The organism is Kribbella monticola (genome assembly GCF_003261635.1).
Taxonomy (GTDB): domain Bacteria; phylum Actinomycetota; class Actinomycetes; order Propionibacteriales; family Kribbellaceae; genus Kribbella; species Kribbella monticola.
Window position 1 is genome coordinate 374,465 of sequence record NZ_QFXK01000035.1, and the last position, 15,293, is coordinate 389,757.

Here is a 15,293-nt window from a genome sequence, read left to right on the forward strand (position 1 = left end):
TTGCGAGCGAGCCGATGACGGTCGCGCAGCCCGCGGCCGAGGCGATCGAGGAGGGCCCCGCCCGACACGGCGTACTGCGGTATGCCGCCGCCAAGGTCGGTGGGGCCCTGCTCAGCATCGCGATGGTGATCGTCGCGACGTTCTTCGCCTTCCGCCTGCTGCCGGGCGATCCGGTCCGGGCGCTCGCGCAGGGCCGCAACATGACGCCGGAGCAGCTCGACCTCGAGCGGCACCGGCTCGGCCTGGACAAGTCGCTGGCCGAGCAGTTCGTCCATTTCGTCAACCAGACGGTGCATTTCGACCTCGGTGTCTCGTATGAGTACAAGCGGCCGGTGGTCGACCTGATCGGCGAGCGGATCGGTTCGACGTTGCTGCTCACCGGTACTGCGCTGGTGATGGCGGTCAGCCTCGGGATCTGGCAGGGCGCCCGGGCCGGCTGGCGACCGGGGAGCCGGTTCGACAAGATCTCGACCGGGATCTCACTGGTGCTCTGGTCGGTCCCGACGTTCTGGCTCGGCCTGCTGCTGTTGATGGTGTTCGCGGCCGGGATCGGGCCGATCCCGGGGATCTTCCCGACCCGAGGGATCGAGAGCGTGGACGCGCCGTCCGGATTCCCTTACCTGCTTGACGTTGCGAAGCACATGGTGCTGCCGTGCCTGACGATGGTGGCGGTCGTCTACGCGCAGTACCTGCTGGTGATGCGGTCGTCGGTGATCGACGAGGTCGGGCAGGACTACGTGACGACGGCGCGGGCGAAGGGTTTGCGCGACGACGAGATTCGCCGGCGGCACGCAGTACCGAATGCTTTGCTGCCGACGGTGACGCTTGTGTTCATGCGGATCGGTTTCGTGGTGGGCGGAGCTGTCACCGTCGAGGCGATCTTCAGCTGGCCTGGGCTGGGGCAGTTGTTCTACGAGGCGATCCGGGTGCCGGACTTCACGTTGATGCAGGGCACCTTCCTGTTGATCACGGTGTCGGTCATCTTGATGAACACGCTGGCCGACGTGGTCTATCACCTGCTCGACCCGCGGGTGAGGTCGGCATGAGTATCGCCTGGACGCGCAGACGCCTTGCTTTCGGACGGTTCTGGGCATCTTTCCGGACCCACAAGGCCGGTGTGGCCGGTCTGATCGTGTTGGTCGTCGCGGTGCTGCTGGCGTTGGTCGCGCCGCTGTTCATCGACGCCGGCGTGACGAACGTCGTCAGCGGAACCGGTGCGAAGCTGGCGCCACCGAGCCTGCACGACCCGCTCGGCACGGACGAGTCGGGGCGGTCGATCCTGCTGATGATCTGGTGGGGATCGCGGACCTCGTTGCTGATCGGATTCCTGGCGGCCCTGCTCAGCATGGTGATCGGCACGGTGCTCGGGATCGCGGCGGGCCACTTCCGCGGCTGGATCAGCGCGATCGTCATGCGGATCACCGACTGGTTCCTCGTGCTGCCGTCGCTGGTGACCGCGCTCGTGCTGGCGGCGATCCTGGGTGGCAGCACGTTGACGATCATCGCTGCGATCGGCGTCACCTCCTGGCCGTCGACAGCCAGGCTGATCCGCGCGCAGACGCTGGCGGTGGAGGCTCGTCCTTACATCGAACGCTCACAAGCTCTGGGTGGCGGCCACTGGCACATCACCACGCGACACGTGCTGCCGAACGTCGCACCGTTGCTCTTGGCAAGTACGACGCTGGAGGTGGCGAGCGCGATCGTCACGGAGTCGACGCTGGCGTTCCTCGGCGTCAGTGCGAACAAGACTTCCTGGGGAACGATGCTTCGCGGTTCGTACGACTGGGGTGCGGCGACCTCGGGTGCCTGGTGGTACATCCTCGTCCCGGGTCTGTGCATCGTCACCGTCGTGATGGCGTTCACGCTCTGCGGCCGGGCGCTGGAAACAGTGCTGAACCCTCGACTCCGGAGGGCGGTCTGATGAGCCTGCTCGAGGTGGACAACCTTTCCGTCACCTATCGGATCGCGTCGGGCGACGTACTCGCAGTACGGGGCGTGTCGTTGTCGCTGGAGGCCGGTGAGGCGCTCGGGATCGTGGGCGAGTCGGGCTCGGGGAAGTCGACGCTGGCGATGGCCATGTTGCGGTTGCTGCCGAAGGATGCCCGGACCGAAGGGCGCATCCTGCTCGGCGGCGAGGACGTCCTCGCGATGAAATGGGGGCGGTTGCGCGCGGTCCGCTGGGCCGAGGCGTCGATCGTCTTCCAGGGCGCGCAGCACGGGCTCAACCCGGTGCAACGGATCGGCGACCAGATCGCGGAACCGCTGCTCGTGCACAAACTCGCGACACCTGAGAAGGCCCGCGCGCGGGTCGTGGAGTTGCTCGAACAGGTCGGATTGCCGGCCTGGCGTGCCCGCAGCTATCCGCACGAGGTGTCCGGTGGTCAACGGCAACGGGTGATGATCGCGATGGCGCTTGCCTGCGAACCGCAGTTGATCATCGCCGACGAGCCGACCACCGCGCTCGACCTGATGGTGCAGGCGCAGGTGCTGGCGTTGATCAAGGACCTGATCGCGTCGCGGGGGATCTCGTTGCTGATGATCTCCCACGACCTGTCCGTGCTGGCCGACACCTGCGACCGGCTGGCGGTCATGTACGCCGGACGCGTGGTCGAGGCCGGTCCGTCGAGCGGCACCTTCCGGCACCCTTACAGCCAGGCGCTCGCGGCGGCCTTCCCGACGGTCGGTGATCCCACCTCCCGGCTCGCGCCGCAGGGCCTCGGCGGCGACCCGCCGGATCCGCAACGGCTCCCGTCCGGCTGCGTGTTCCATCCCCGCTGCCCGGTGGCGCTCGACACCTGCTCGACCGTCGACATCGACCTTCGCCCGGCGGGCGACCGGCGTACGGCGGCCTGTGTGCTGGTTCTGGAGGAATCTTGCTAGCGGCAACTGATCTGCGAGTGGAGTTCGCCTCGCGCGGCCGGCCCGCCGCTCGCGCGGTGGACGGCGTCAACCTGGCCGTCGGCGCGGGCGAGATCGTCGCCCTGGTCGGCGAGTCCGGCTGCGGCAAGACGACGCTGGCCCGCACACTGCTCGGCCTCGAACGCCCGACCGCGGGGACCGTCTCGTACGACGGAACGCCGTTGTCCTACCGGGCCAGGGCGCTCAAGGCGTATCGGCGCGAGGTGCAACTCGTCCTGCAGGACCCGATGGGTTCGCTCAATCCGCGCCAGACCGTCTACGAGGCCGTTGCCGAAGGCCCCCGGATCCACGGCCTCCCCGACGAGGAGAAGGTGGTTGCCGAAGCCCTTTCCCGCGCCGGTCTGCGGCCGCCGGAACGCTTCTTCCTGCGCTACCCGCACGAACTGTCCGGTGGCCAACGGCAACGTGTCGTGATCGCCGGCGCACTTGCTCTCGATCCGAAGGTGCTGATCGCCGATGAGCCGGTCGCTTCGCTCGACGCCTCCGTCCGCGGCGAGATCCTGGCCCTGCTGCTCCGCCTCCGCGACGACCTCGGCCTGTCGGCACTGGTGGTCACCCACGACCTCGGCCTCGCCTGGAACATCGCCGACCGGGTAGCCGTCATGTACCTCGGCCGCATCGTCGAATCCGGCCCCACCGAAGAGATCCTGCGCGCTCCCCAGCACCCCTACACCCAAGCGCTCCTCTCCGTCCTCCCGGAGTCACCGGAACGCATCGTCCTCACCGGCGAACCCCCGGACCCCACCCGAATCCCCACCGGCTGCCGCTTCCACCCACGCTGCCAGGTAGTTGCTGCTGGCAATGTAATAGCCCCCACCTGCCAGACAACCCTCCTGCCGGTCCTGCCCGCGATCCCCGAACCCCAGTCCGCCTGCCACCTGACGATCTAGAGCCGGCCGGCCTTCTTGAGGGCCAGGTAGGTGTCGGCGAGGGCTGGGGCGATGTGGTCCGGGTTCTCGTCGACGACTGTGACGCCGGCTCGGGTGAGGACGGCGGTGACTCGTTCGCGGTCGAGGCGGGTTCGGGCGGCCGAGGCGGCGCCGTAGATCTCGATCAGGTCGGCGTGGGATTCTTCCATCTCGGTGAGGCGGGGGTCGGCGACAGAGGCCAGTACGACGACGTGTCGCCGCAGCAGCGGGCCGATGACAGGGAGCAGGGACTCTTCGATGACGGCAGGGTCCAGGCCGGTCAGCAGTACTACGAGCGAACGCTGGCCGAGTCGCTCCAGGACCTGCGAGACGACGACCCGGAAGTCGGTCTGGACCAGCTCAGCGTCCACGTTCGCCAGGGCGTTCACGAACGACGGCAGGACGTCCTCCGGAGCAGGTCGGCGTACGTCAGCACGCACCTCTGAATCGCAAGCCAGCAACGAGACCCGGTCACCCGCGCGAGTGGCGAGAGCGGCCAGCAGGAGCGCGGCATCCATGGCGTGGTCGAGGCGAGGTGCGTCGCCGACGCGGCCGGCCGACATCCGGCCCGAGTCGATGACGATCGCGACCTGCCGATCGCGCTCCGGTCGCCAAGTACGCAGTACGACGTTGCCGCGTCGGGCGGTGGCTCGCCAGTCGATGCTGCGCACGTCGTCACCTGGCACGTAGTCGCGCAGCGAGTCGAACTCGGTGCCCTGACCCCTTACCAGCAAGGCGGTTCGGCCGTCGAGCTCACGCAGCCGGGCCAGCCGCGACGGCAGGTGCTTGCGCGACTTGAACGGCGGCAGCGCCCGCACGGTCCACGGCACGTTGTGCGAACCCTGCCGTCCAGCGAAGCCGAGCGGCCCGATCGACCGCACAGTCACCCTGTACGCCTGCCTGTCCCCACGTCGCGTCGGCACCAGGTGCGTGGTCAGCCGACGTCGCTCGCCAGTAGGCAGGTCCAGCTGGTGCGGGGGATCCTGCACTCCGGCCGAAGGCGGCCACGCATCGCGAAGCAACCCCTTCACGCGCCGCCGCGGATTGGCCACCAGCAGCGTCACCACGGCCTGCTCACCAAGCCGTACTGCGGTGTCGCCCTCGCGACTCAGCTGCAGCCGTCGCGGCGACCCAGCGAGCAGTATGTCGACCAGGCACACCAGCACCACGACAGCAACCACCAAGCCGACGCCCGCCCACCGCGGCATCAGCAGCGCGACGAAGACCACGCCGACCGCAGCCAGCGCACCAGCCCGCCCGGTGACAACCATCAGCCCACCATCACCGGGGGACCGGCACAGTAGCCAGCACGCTCTCCAGTACGGCGTCCGCCGTGACCCCTTCCAGCTCTGCTTCGGGACGGATCTGCACTCGATGCCGTAGGCAAGGACGCGCCATCGCCTTCACGTCGTCTGGAATCACATAGTCCCGTCCCGACAACCACGCCCAAGCACGCGCAACCGCCAGCAACGCGGTAGCGCCACGCGGCGACACGCCGAGCTGCAGTGACGGCGACTGCCGAGTCGCCCGGCACAGGTCAACCACGTACGCCAGCACATCGTCCCGTACTGCGACCCGCCGCACCGCCGCTTGCCCCGCGAGCAGATCCTCGGGACCGGCGACCGGACGCAACCCGGCAGCCACCAGATCGCGCGGGTCGAACCCTCTCGCATGCCTTGCCAGTACGGCGATCTCCGCGTCCCGCGGCGGGATGTCCAGCGTCACCTTGAGCAGGAACCGGTCCAACTGTGCCTCGGGCAACGGGTACGTTCCCTCGTACTCGATCGGGTTCTGCGTCGCGGCGACCACGAACGGCGACGGCAGCTTGCGCGGCGTACCGTCCACGGTGACCTGGCGTTCCTCCATCGCCTCCAGCAGGGCGGCCTGGGTCTTCGGTGGCGTTCGGTTGATCTCGTCCGCGAGCAGGATGTTGGTGAACACCGGGCCCTGCCGGAACTCGAACTCACTCGTCTTCGCGTCGTACACCAGCGAGCCGGTCACGTCACCGGGCATCAGGTCGGGTGTGAACTGGACCCGCTTGGTGTCCAGCCGCATCGCCATCGACAGCGCTCGCACCATCAGCGTCTTCGCCGTACCGGGGACGCCCTCCAGCAGGACATGACCACGACACAGCAGCGCCAGCACCAGCGCGGTGACGGCCGTGTCCTGGCCGACCACTGCCTTGCCGATCTCGGTCCGCAGCTCGACCAGAGCCTGCCGAGCCCGCTCCGGAGTGACCTCGGCAGTCGTGGAAGCAGTGGTGGAATCAGCACTTGACGCTGACTGTGCAGTCACGGGCGTCTTACCTCCTGGGTGAGCAGGTCGAGCTCTTGGGACAGGGAGATGAGGGCGGCGTCGTCGACCGGTGGCCAACCGTAGAGGAGTTCGTACAGCATCGCCGGATCCCGGCCGGTGCGGGCGGCAACCGTCGTGACCACTGCCGCGGGTTCCGCACGTCGCGGGATGCCGTGTGCCTTGTGCAGCTTGCCGATCGCGGACTCGCGCAACGCCGCGGCAGCACGGTCTCTGGCTCGGGAGCGTCGGTAGAGGCGCGCCCTGCCTTCAGTGGTCTCCGCTGCGTGGACGATGACCGGGAGGCGTTCGGCGACGACCGGACCGAGCCGGCGACCGCGCCACAGCGCTACGACGAACACGGCGAAGGCGAGCGCCCACGCGACGTACCGGACGTCCGGCGGGATCAGTGGTTTGCCGCCGTCACTGTCGTCGTCGGCGGTGTTGGAGGACTCGAACTGTGGGACGTACCAGACCAGTTCGAGATGCGTGCCGAGCAGGTTCAGCGCTAGCGCGGCGTTGCCGTCCGTGGCCAGCTCCGCATTGGTGAACGATCGTGGCGAGCCGATGACATCGACGATCCGGCCCTCGGTCTCGAGCCGGATGACGGTGTGGTTGATCCCGTCGCCGTAGCAGGCCTGGGCGGAGTCGGGTGCGGAGTACGACGTACCCGAGACCGTTGCTGTGCCCGACTGAACGGCTGCCTTCAGGTCGCAGTCCGGCGCCCGGCTGCCCTTCGGCAATCCCAGGGAGACGTCCTGTACTCCGGGTGCCAGCACGTCGAGTGCTCGGGCACTCGGCCGTAGTAGCACCACGTGACTCCACCGGGCGTCGGCGATCCGCTGCCAGTCGGAGCGACTCAGTGAACCGCCGGGAGCGACCAGTAGCGTCCGGTCGCTTCCAGCGCCGACAGCGTCGCGCAGTTCCTCGGTGCCGACGACGTTCACACCGTGGTTCTCCAGCAGGCTTGCCAGGGCTTTGGCGCCGGTCGGCTCTGCAGAGTCCGGGCTGAACGGTCCCGAGGTCCGTGCCGCGGTGGCGATCATGACGACCAGCACACCCAGCACGACGACGCAGGTGATGAGCAGCGGCAGCCGTAGTACCCGCCAGCTCTCGGCACCGCTACGCCCGACGGCAGTGGTCGCACTCATCCTTGGACCAGCATTCGTGTGGACACCTTGCGAGCCGCCTCGTCCGCGGCAGCCACGAGCGCGTACCGCTCCGGCGTACCAGGACGGTTGCCGTAGACAACCTCTGTGAACACCAGGGCCGCTGGTTGCAGCACATCCCGCAGAGCCGGTACGGCGCGCCCCGCATCCGCGACAGCCTCGTACGCCGTCCGGCCGGCGCGTTCGTCGAGCACCGTGCGCTCGGTGAGCTCCGCGACGCAAGCACGGAACCGGCTTCGGACAGCAGCCGCGTAGTTGCCGGCGGCAGCTTCTTGTTCCGCCTGGGCGCGGTAGACGGACGCAGTACGGGGCTTGTCGGTGTCGAAGACCGTCCGCGGAGTGCTGCGCGTCGTACGGAGGACTCCGGCGCGCCACAGGACCACGATGACGATCAGGGCGACCAGCGCGACGAGCAGAATCAGCCCCACGTGGCCGTCGGACGAGTTGCCGGCCAGGTTGCCGAGCAGGTCGCCGATCCAGTCCAGCACCTTCCCGACGATTCGGGCCACCAGCGAGTCGCCCGCTTGGCCGTAGACCGGCTTGGACAACTCTTTGGCGGCCTCGGCAGCCGCGTCGCTGCGGCTGATGTCCACCGGCGGCTCGAGCCGCATCAACGGGTCCAGTTCCATCAGGGCATCACCAGCTCGGTCCGCTCGGCTGTGTGGGCGGCTTGAGGACCGGACGCAACCAGAGGTCGAGTCCTTCGCGCCGGACCCTGAGGTCGAGGTAGATCAGGGCCTGTACGGCAGAGATGAAGGAGAGGCTCGCGATCAGCGTCAGTACGGTGGCGGTGCCGGCAGCGGCTCCCACCGCGAGGGCGATGATCCCAGCGCTGGTGCTGTTGCTGTCGGAGGTCCAGGAGCCGAGGGTGAAGAACAAGGTGACGACGCCGTACTGCACTGCGTAGCTGACGATGTTCACCACCACACCGGCGAACAGCAGGATGCCGAAGACGCGCCAGAACCGGCCGTGCACCAGCTGCCAGGACCGTTTCAGCGAACCCCAGACGCCGACCCGGGCCGGGATGTACAGGCCGATGTCCGGGGCGTGCTTGCCTTCCAGCAGGACGACCGTGCCGGCCAGGATCAGCCGGAGCCCCACGATCAAGGTGAGCAGACCGCCGCCCAGGATCAGCACGACCGCGATGAATCCGGCCGCTTCGGAGGACAGCACGGCGTCGGTCCCCGAGCCGATCCCGAAGACCGCCAGACCCCAGCCTGCGATCAGCAGCACAGCCGAGAAGGACTGCAGTACGCCGACCAGCGCCAGAGCCGGCAACGACGGCCGGACCAGCCGCAGCAGCTCCTTCGGGCCGACCCGGTGCGCCAGCTGACTGCGCACCGCGGCCAGCGCGATGATCCCGGCCAGCATGCTGGAGACCATGGTGAACAGCACCAGCTGCACGGCGTACATGAGCAGCAGCGCTGCTCCGGCCTGTTGCAGCGGACTCTCGGCGCCGAAGAAGCCGCTGATCCCACCGGGCACGGTCAGCTGGGTCAGCAGCGCCTGGACGGCCGTCAGCCCGATCCCGGCGAGCACCGGCAGGCCCAGCATGAGCGCCTTGTTCTCGGAGATGGTGCGTGCCGCGTTGTCGAGCAGATCGGCCGGCAGCCAGGGCCGCAACGGCTCGCCCGCGCCCTCGCGGACGCCGATGTCGTCGCGCATGCCGTGCCTCCTCCCCGACCCCGCCGGGTTGTCGCTGACCACGGCTGTGTACCTTCCCGGGACCATGATCACAGCCCGGGCGGTCCAAACCCGCCATCAACTGGTGCCCGTCCGGCGATCCGGCGTGTGCACTACCCGGGGAATGGGACACTATCCGTAGTGCGTACGACCGGCAGCCGCCGGGCGCGCTACCATCCGGACCGGCAAGGAGCAGGGCGTGGCTGAAGGTAATCGGACGATGCGGGGCCGAGTCCTCATCGTCGACGACGACACGGCGTTGTCCGAGATGCTCAGCATCGTGCTGCGCAACGAGGGCTACGACACCTATCTGGTCGCCACCGGCGACAAGGCGGTGCCGGCCTTCCGTGAGTTCAAGCCCGATCTGCTGCTGCTCGACCTGATGCTGCCGGGGATGGACGGGATCGACGTCTGCCGGGCGATCCGGGCCGAGTCCGGCGTACCGATCGTGATGCTGACCGCGAAGAGCGACACCGTCGACGTGGTGCTGGGCCTGGAGTCCGGCGCCGACGACTACGTGGTGAAGCCGTTCAAGCCCAAGGAGCTGGTGGCCCGGATCCGGGCCCGGCTGCGCCGGATGGACGAGCCCGGCCCGGAGTCGCTGACGATCGGCGACCTGACCATCGACGTGGCCGGCCACTCGGTGAAGCGCAGCGGCGAGACGATCCAGCTCACCCCGCTGGAGTTCGACCTGCTGGTCTGCCTGGCCTCCAAGCCGTGGCAGGTGTTCACCCGTGAGGTGCTGCTCGAGCAGGTCTGGGGCTACCGGCACGCGGCCGACACCCGGCTGGTGAATGTGCACGTCCAGCGGCTGCGGTCCAAGATCGAGAAGGATCCCGAGCACCCCGAGATCGTCGTGACGGTCCGCGGTGTCGGCTACAAGGCGGGTGCGGACTGATCGAGTACGGCCGCGACGAGACGTCGCAGGCGGAGAAGCCGGACCACGAACCGGAACCCCGCGGAACCGAGATCGAGCTCACCGCCGCCGGGGTGGACTGGCACGCCCAGCCGCAGCCGTTGTGGCGGACGCCGATCAAGCACTGGCCGGACGTCTGGCGCCGGTCGATCCAGGCCCGGATCGTCACCGGCACCCTGCTGATGTCGACCGTCGTCCTGATCCTGGTCGGCTGGGTGATGATGAGCCAGGTCACCGACGGCGTGCTGGAGTCGCGCCGGACCAGCGCCCAGCAGGAGGCGGTCGCGCAGCTCGCGTCGCTGTCCAACTCGATCAACGCGGCCGACCCGGCGGCCATCCCGCAGAACCTGTCCCAGCTCGTCCTCGGCTCCAACCGGGCCGGCCTGTACGACGTGGTGCTGATGCCGACCGCCTCGACCGGGTCGAACGCGATCCGGACCACCGGCCTGGTCAAGAGCGAGTCGATCCCGGACTCGCTGAAGGCCAGCGTGGCGATCGACGAGACGAAGTTGTGGGACACCTATACCCGGATCGACTACGACGGCGAGGCCAGCCAGCCCGGTCTCGCGATCGGCTCCCAGCTCCGGGTGAACTCGACCGGTGAGCACTACGAGGTGTACTTCCTGTTCCCGCTGACGGCCCAGCAGCAGACCCTCGACGTGGTCCAGCGGGCCCTCGTCACGGCCGGTCTGCTGCTGATCCTGCTGCTCGGCGCGGTCGCCTGGCTGGTCACCCGTCAGGTGGTCACCCCGGTCCGGATGGCCCGGCGGATCGCCGAACGACTCGCGGCCGGCAAGCTGGAGGAGCGGATGCAGGTCCGTGGGACCGACGACCTGGCCCGGCTCGCGGTCTCCTTCAACAAGATGGCCAGCAACCTGCAGCAGCAGATCCGCCGGCTGGAGGAGCTGTCCCGGTTGCAGCGCCGGTTCGTCTCCGACGTGTCGCACGAGCTGCGGACGCCGCTCACCACGGTCCGGATGGCGGCCGACCTGCTGCACGAGGCCAGGGACGATTTCGACCCGATGACCAGGCGCTCGATCGAGCTGCTGCAGAACGAGCTCAACCGGTTCGAGGAACTGCTCGCCGACCTGCTCGAGATCAGCCGGTTCGACGCCGGCGCGGCCGCGCTCGACCTGGAGGACATCGACCTGCGCGACATCGTCGCCCGGGTCCTGGAGAACCACGAGACCCTGCTGCACCGCAAGGGCTGCGAGATCCAGCTGGACATGCCCGAGCCGTGCCGCGCGCAGGTCGACTCGCGCCGGATCGAGCGGATCCTGCGCAACCTGATCGGCAACGCGATCGAGCACAGTGAGGGCGCCCCGATCAAGATCAGTACGGCGTTCGACGACGAGGCCGCCGCTGTCGCGGTCCGCGACCACGGCATCGGTTTCCGGGCCGACGAGGCGGAGATGGTGTTCAGCCGGTTCTGGCGGGCCGACCCGGCGCGCGCCCGGACGACCGGCGGAACCGGGCTCGGGCTGTCGACCGCGCTGGAGGACGCCAGACTGCACGGCGGCCGGCTGGACGCTTGGGGATCACCGGGCGAAGGTGCGTACTTCCGGCTCACCCTGCCGCGCCGGCCGGACGTGACGCTGTCGGGGTCGCCGTTGCCCGCGCGACCGGCGGATGCTCCCCGGGTCGTCTCGGAGCTGTCGCTGGTCGACGTCGGAGCGCCGTACCAGAAGCTGACCGGCGGTGACGACCTGTGAGAACGAAGCTGCTGGCGATCGCGATGGCCGCGTCCGTAGTACTGGCCGGTTGCTCGACCGTGCCGACCAAAGGTCCGATCCGGAGCGGTAGCCAGGCCGGGCTCGCCCCGCCGCAGGCAGGTGTCAACGTCAAGGCCAACCCGCCGCGGCCGAACACGCCTCCGCTGGCCCTGGTGAACGGGTACCTCGAGGCCATGTCGGACTCGAGCAACTTCGACCAGGCCCGGCAGTACATGACGCCCGAGGCGGCCGCTGCCTGGAAACCCGAGTCGAAGCTGTCCGTGTACGACCAGAGCTCCACCTCGGCGGTGAGCCTGCTGTCCAACGGTTCGGTCGAACTCAAGGCGCGGTTGATCGGGACCATCGACGACCGCGGCTCCTGGACGCCCGCAAGACAAGGCGAATCCGTCGACGTGGTGTTCCGGCTGGCCGATGTCGAAGGGCAGAAGCGGGTGTCCAACGCACCCGACGGGGCGTACCTGGGCAGCAACCAGTTCGAGTCGCGGCTCACGGCCCGCTCCCTGTACTTCCTGACGCCCGACCGGCAGACGCTGGTGCCCGACCCGGTCTTCCTGCCGATCAACCTGCCGCCGGGACAGGCTGCCACGCAGCTCATCCAGGAGCTACTGAAAGGCCCGACGAGCCGACTCGCCGGCGGCGTGGTCACCGCTGCTCCGCCGGGCACCCAGGTGAACGTGTCGGTGCCGGTGGAGCTGACGACGGCCACTGTTGCCCTCAGCGACGCCGCGCAGGTGCTGGGCGACCAGGAGCGCCGCCAGCTCGCGGCGCAGATCCTGTGGACCTTGCGGAACGTCAGCCCGCGGGTGCGGATCACCGTAGGTGGTGCGCCTTTGCTCGACGACCAGCCGGACGTGCTGTCGATCGCCAGCTTCAGCCAGTACGACCCGGCGGCGTCCAGTCCGCAGCTGAAGGAGCTCTACGGCCTGCGGGCCGGCAAGGTGCAGCACATCACCGGCCTCGACGGCGCGAAGGACATTGCTTCGGTGCCGCTGAACGACAGCCTGCTGTACGAGTACAACGCCGATTCGCTGGCGGTGAACCTGCGCGGGGACGCCGGGGCGATCGTGGTCCACAACCAGCCGCTGGTGGGGTACGCCCGGCTGGACGCCACCGACAAGGCCGACAAACTGGTCACGATCAAGACCTCCGGCAAGGTGCTCCGGCCGAGCTACGACTACCAGGAGAACCTCTGGATCCTGGACCGGGCCGATTCGGCGAACCCCCGGCTGCGGGTCCGCAACCGCGACGGCAAGGTCAGCGACGTGGCCACCGACTTCCACGGTGACACCCCGGTCGCGCTGCGGATGGCTCCGGACGGGGTCCGGGCTTTGCTGATGATGCGGAGGGCGTCGACCGGCCAGAACTACGTCGAGACCGCCACCGTCCAGCTGAACGACGCCAAGCAGCCGAAGCTCGGCGGGTTCCGGCCGCTCGAGCTGCCGCTCACCAATATCACCGACGTCTCCTGGAACCAGTCCGGCATCCTGGTCGCCGGCCGCTCCAGCCCGAACGCGCTGGCGCAGCCGTGGCAGGTCAACACCGACGGCTCGCAGACCCACCTGCTGCCCGGCGCCAGCACCGAGTTCGCGACCAAGCTGATCGCCTCGAACCCGAGCGCCGACACCTTCCCGGTCGTCGAGGACACCTCCGGCGCGCTGCACTGGCAGCTGAAGGACCTCAGCTGGCAAATGGACGACGAAACCAGCAAGTCCCCCTACATCACCCCCGTCTACCCAGGCTGACCCGCGCAATCTCCATGGATGGCGCGGGCTGTCCACAGGGGGTAGGTGGGGTGGTTGCGGGGGGACCGGGGATCGCGCAGGGTTGTCGGGGTGGGGTTGCGGGATGCGTTCGTGGATCTCGTTCTCGGTGGGGTGTGCGCGGGCTGCGGGGTTCCCGGGCCGGCGATCTGCGGGGGTTGCCGGGCGGAGCTGAGCGCTGCGGTGCCGTTCACGGCGTGGCCCGACCCGGTGCCTGCGGGTCTCCCCGTGCCGACCGCGACAGCGCCGTACGCCGGTGCGTTGCGCAAGGTGATCCTCGCGCACAAGGAGGACGCGCATTACGCGCTCGCCCGTCCGCTCGGCGAAGTCCTGGCGAGCGCTGTGCGAGCGGGGCTCGGCACGAGAAGGGCTGCTTGGCTCTGCCCGGTCCCCTCGACGCGGACCGCAGTACGGAAGCGAGGGCACGATCCGCTGCGGCGTCTGGTGTCGGCTGCCGTGCAGGAGTTGCGCCGGGACGGGTACGACGTCCGGTTGGCGGACGCGCTGACCGTCGTACGGCGGCCCGCGGATCAGGCCGGGCTGTCCGCAGAGCAGCGCGCGGCCAATCTCGCGGGGGCTTTCGCGGCCCGTTCGCGCTGGGCTGAAAGGCTGACGGATCAACCGGTCCTGCTCGTCGACGATGTCCTGACGACCGGATCCACGCTCGTCGAGGCGGCGCGTGCCCTGTCGCTGCGCGGAATTCCGGTGCTCGGCTGCGCGGTCGTTGCCGCGACACCCCGACGTACGGCATCCGGTTCATGAGAACTTCCCTACCGGTTTTCGCCGAAGCCGACTAGCGTTGGGTCATGACACCCGCTTGGGCTTGTCGGACAGGGATGTGGGCGAGGACCGGATCAGCCGGAATCCTCACCACGGAGTCCGACGGGCCACACAGCGGGTGTTGTCGTTTCGGGCGCCCGACCGAAGGTAACGGGGGTCCGGAGACGTAACAGAGTCGCCGATCGATGGAGGTTTCCGTGGACGTCGTTGTCAAGGGTCATCACTGCGAGGTCAGTGACCGCTTCCGGCAGTACGTCGAGGAAAAACTCGAGCGGATCGAGAAGGTCGATCACCGGGTACTGCGATGCGAGGTAGAAGTCAGTCAGGAAAAGAACCCGCGACAGCACGATCGGGCGATGCGAGTCGAGCTCACCATGTACACCAAGGGCCCGGTGGTCCGGGCGGAAGCGTGTGGTGAGACCAAGCAGGCTGCGTTCGACGTCAGCCTGGACCGGCTGCGGGCCCAGGTCCGCAAGGCCGCCGACCGTCGCCGGGTGCACACCGGTCAGCACGCCCCCGAAGGCCTGCGTCACGTCGCGGCCAAGCAGGCGCCCAACGGCCACGCGCCGGTGGTGGAGGAAGAGACCGCCGACGACGCGGTCGTCACCCAGAAGTTCGGCTCGCTGACGGTGACCGGGGACGGGCCGCTGGTGATGCGCGAGAAGACCCACACCGCGAAGCCGATGTCGCTGGACCAGGCCCTCTACGAGCTGGAACTGGTCGGGCACGACTTCTACCTGTTCGTCGACGCCGACGAGAACCAGCCGAGCGTCGTCTACCGCCGCCGCGGCTACGACTACGGCGTAATCCGCCTGGCCGTCTGAGCCCGGAGCGTACTTGGGAGGAGCCGCAACAAGAGAGAGGCCCGGACCCCGGTCCGGGCCTCTCCCATACCCCGCCCCACCCGGTACGCCGACTCACCCGGTACAAGCGCCGGCTCTGTCGGCGGCCCAGTGGGATCGAGGCGACTTCGTGCCTGAAATGAGCACGGCTGGAGCCGGGCGGTACTCAGCTCGGGCACAGAGTGACGGTTCGCGGGCCGCGTGCGGGACGCGGGCCGCGTTTTGTCGGTGGGGGCAGTGAAGATTGGGGGGTGACTACTCAGGGGTTGTCGGTGGCGCAGGCCAGGCGGG

The 15,293-nt window shown here is 68.8% G+C and carries 14 protein-coding genes; 9 read left to right on the forward strand and 5 right to left on the reverse strand.

Annotation, left to right across the window (positions count from 1 at the left end; genetic code table 11):
- Positions 1 to 14 precede the first annotated feature (14 nt).
- Genes DIZ26_RS27790 through DIZ26_RS27805 form a run of 4 tightly spaced genes read left to right on the forward strand, consistent with a single transcriptional unit; the run spans position 15 to position 3,809 of the window.
- On the forward strand, positions 15 to 1,046 hold the full coding sequence (locus tag DIZ26_RS27790) for an ABC transporter permease (RefSeq protein ID WP_112246721.1): 1,032 nt from the start codon (positions 15 to 17) through the stop codon (positions 1,044 to 1,046).
- On the forward strand, positions 1,043 to 1,921 hold the full coding sequence (locus DIZ26_RS27795) for an ABC transporter permease (protein WP_112246723.1): 879 nt from the start codon (positions 1,043 to 1,045) through the stop codon (positions 1,919 to 1,921). The genes DIZ26_RS27790 and DIZ26_RS27795 overlap by 4 nt, the downstream gene beginning before the upstream one ends.
- Positions 1,921 to 2,880, forward strand: coding sequence for an ABC transporter ATP-binding protein (locus DIZ26_RS27800; RefSeq protein ID WP_112246725.1), 960 nt, complete (start codon positions 1,921 to 1,923; stop codon positions 2,878 to 2,880). The genes DIZ26_RS27795 and DIZ26_RS27800 overlap by 1 nt, the downstream gene beginning before the upstream one ends.
- Complete coding sequence (locus DIZ26_RS27805; RefSeq protein WP_112246727.1) at positions 2,874 to 3,809, forward strand: ABC transporter ATP-binding protein; 936 nt, start codon at positions 2,874 to 2,876, stop codon at positions 3,807 to 3,809. Before DIZ26_RS27800 ends, DIZ26_RS27805 begins: the two co-directional genes overlap by 7 nt.
- On the opposite strand, the gene DIZ26_RS27810 is transcribed toward DIZ26_RS27805, so the two are convergent.
- Genes DIZ26_RS27810 through DIZ26_RS27830 form a run of 5 tightly spaced genes read right to left on the reverse strand, consistent with a single transcriptional unit; the run spans position 3,806 to position 8,953 of the window.
- Positions 3,806 to 5,098 carry a DUF58 domain-containing protein gene (locus DIZ26_RS27810; RefSeq protein ID WP_112246729.1) on the reverse strand — a complete coding sequence of 431 codons (1,293 nt, stop codon included), beginning with the start codon at positions 5,096 to 5,098 and terminating at the stop codon, positions 3,806 to 3,808. The two genes, DIZ26_RS27805 and DIZ26_RS27810, sit on opposite strands and share 4 nt — an antisense overlap.
- A 10-nt stretch (positions 5,099 to 5,108) precedes the next feature.
- A complete protein-coding gene (locus DIZ26_RS27815) occupies positions 5,109 to 6,122 on the reverse strand; it encodes an AAA family ATPase (protein WP_112246731.1) in 1,014 nt (337 codons plus the stop codon).
- Positions 6,119 to 7,270, reverse strand: coding sequence for a DUF4350 domain-containing protein (locus DIZ26_RS27820; RefSeq protein WP_112246733.1), 1,152 nt, complete (start codon positions 7,268 to 7,270; stop codon positions 6,119 to 6,121). The genes DIZ26_RS27815 and DIZ26_RS27820 overlap by 4 nt, the downstream gene beginning before the upstream one ends.
- A complete protein-coding gene (locus tag DIZ26_RS27825; RefSeq protein ID WP_112246735.1) occupies positions 7,267 to 7,917 on the reverse strand; it encodes a DUF4129 domain-containing protein in 651 nt (216 codons plus the stop codon). Before DIZ26_RS27825 ends, DIZ26_RS27820 begins: the two co-directional genes overlap by 4 nt.
- 7 nt (positions 7,918 to 7,924) lie before the next feature.
- Positions 7,925 to 8,953, reverse strand: a complete 1,029-nt coding sequence (locus DIZ26_RS27830) for a hypothetical protein (RefSeq protein WP_112246737.1) — start codon at positions 8,951 to 8,953, stop codon at positions 7,925 to 7,927.
- Between the two features lie 238 nt (positions 8,954 to 9,191).
- Here DIZ26_RS27830 and mtrA point away from each other — a divergent pair, with 238 nt between their 5' ends.
- The 5 genes from mtrA to hpf all read left to right on the forward strand — a co-directional run bounded on the left by mtrA (position 9,192) and on the right by hpf (position 14,984).
- Complete coding sequence (mtrA, locus tag DIZ26_RS27835; RefSeq protein ID WP_026163715.1) at positions 9,192 to 9,869, forward strand: MtrAB system response regulator MtrA; 678 nt, start codon at positions 9,192 to 9,194, stop codon at positions 9,867 to 9,869.
- A 92-nt stretch (positions 9,870 to 9,961) separates the two neighbouring features.
- Complete coding sequence (mtrB, locus tag DIZ26_RS27840) at positions 9,962 to 11,599, forward strand: MtrAB system histidine kinase MtrB (protein ID WP_112246739.1); 1,638 nt, start codon at positions 9,962 to 9,964, stop codon at positions 11,597 to 11,599.
- Entirely contained in the window at positions 11,596 to 13,362 is a 1,767-nt protein-coding gene (locus tag DIZ26_RS27845) for an LpqB family beta-propeller domain-containing protein (RefSeq protein ID WP_112246741.1), read from the forward strand. The genes mtrB and DIZ26_RS27845 overlap by 4 nt, the downstream gene beginning before the upstream one ends.
- 90 nt (positions 13,363 to 13,452) lie before the next feature.
- Positions 13,453 to 14,142 carry a ComF family protein gene (locus tag DIZ26_RS27850; protein WP_232828632.1) on the forward strand — a complete coding sequence of 230 codons (690 nt, stop codon included), beginning with the start codon at positions 13,453 to 13,455 and terminating at the stop codon, positions 14,140 to 14,142.
- Between the two features lie 215 nt (positions 14,143 to 14,357).
- Complete coding sequence (gene hpf / locus DIZ26_RS27855; RefSeq protein WP_198676314.1) at positions 14,358 to 14,984, forward strand: ribosome hibernation-promoting factor, HPF/YfiA family; 627 nt, start codon at positions 14,358 to 14,360, stop codon at positions 14,982 to 14,984.
- Positions 14,985 to 15,293 lie beyond the last annotated feature (309 nt).

What these genes read in the sequence shown, in the direction of transcription:
- DIZ26_RS27790 (WP_112246721.1), top strand. Translation starts at nt 15, where the DNA reads ATGACGGTCGCGCAGCCCGCGGCCGAGGCGATCGAGGAGGGCCCCGCC.
- DIZ26_RS27795 (WP_112246723.1), top strand. Translation starts at nt 1,043, where the DNA reads ATGAGTATCGCCTGGACGCGCAGACGCCTTGCTTTCGGACGGTTCTGG.
- DIZ26_RS27800 (WP_112246725.1), top strand. Translation starts at nt 1,921, where the DNA reads ATGAGCCTGCTCGAGGTGGACAACCTTTCCGTCACCTATCGGATCGCG.
- DIZ26_RS27810 (WP_112246729.1), bottom strand. Translation starts at nt 5,098, where the DNA reads ATGGTTGTCACCGGGCGGGCTGGTGCGCTGGCTGCGGTCGGCGTGGTC.
- DIZ26_RS27820 (WP_112246733.1), bottom strand. Translation starts at nt 7,270, where the DNA reads ATGAGTGCGACCACTGCCGTCGGGCGTAGCGGTGCCGAGAGCTGGCGG.
- DIZ26_RS27825 (WP_112246735.1), bottom strand. Translation starts at nt 7,917, where the DNA reads ATGGAACTGGACCCGTTGATGCGGCTCGAGCCGCCGGTGGACATCAGC.
- DIZ26_RS27830 (WP_112246737.1), bottom strand. Translation starts at nt 8,953, where the DNA reads ATGCGCGACGACATCGGCGTCCGCGAGGGCGCGGGCGAGCCGTTGCGG.
- mtrA (WP_026163715.1), top strand. Translation starts at nt 9,192, where the DNA reads ATGCGGGGCCGAGTCCTCATCGTCGACGACGACACGGCGTTGTCCGAG.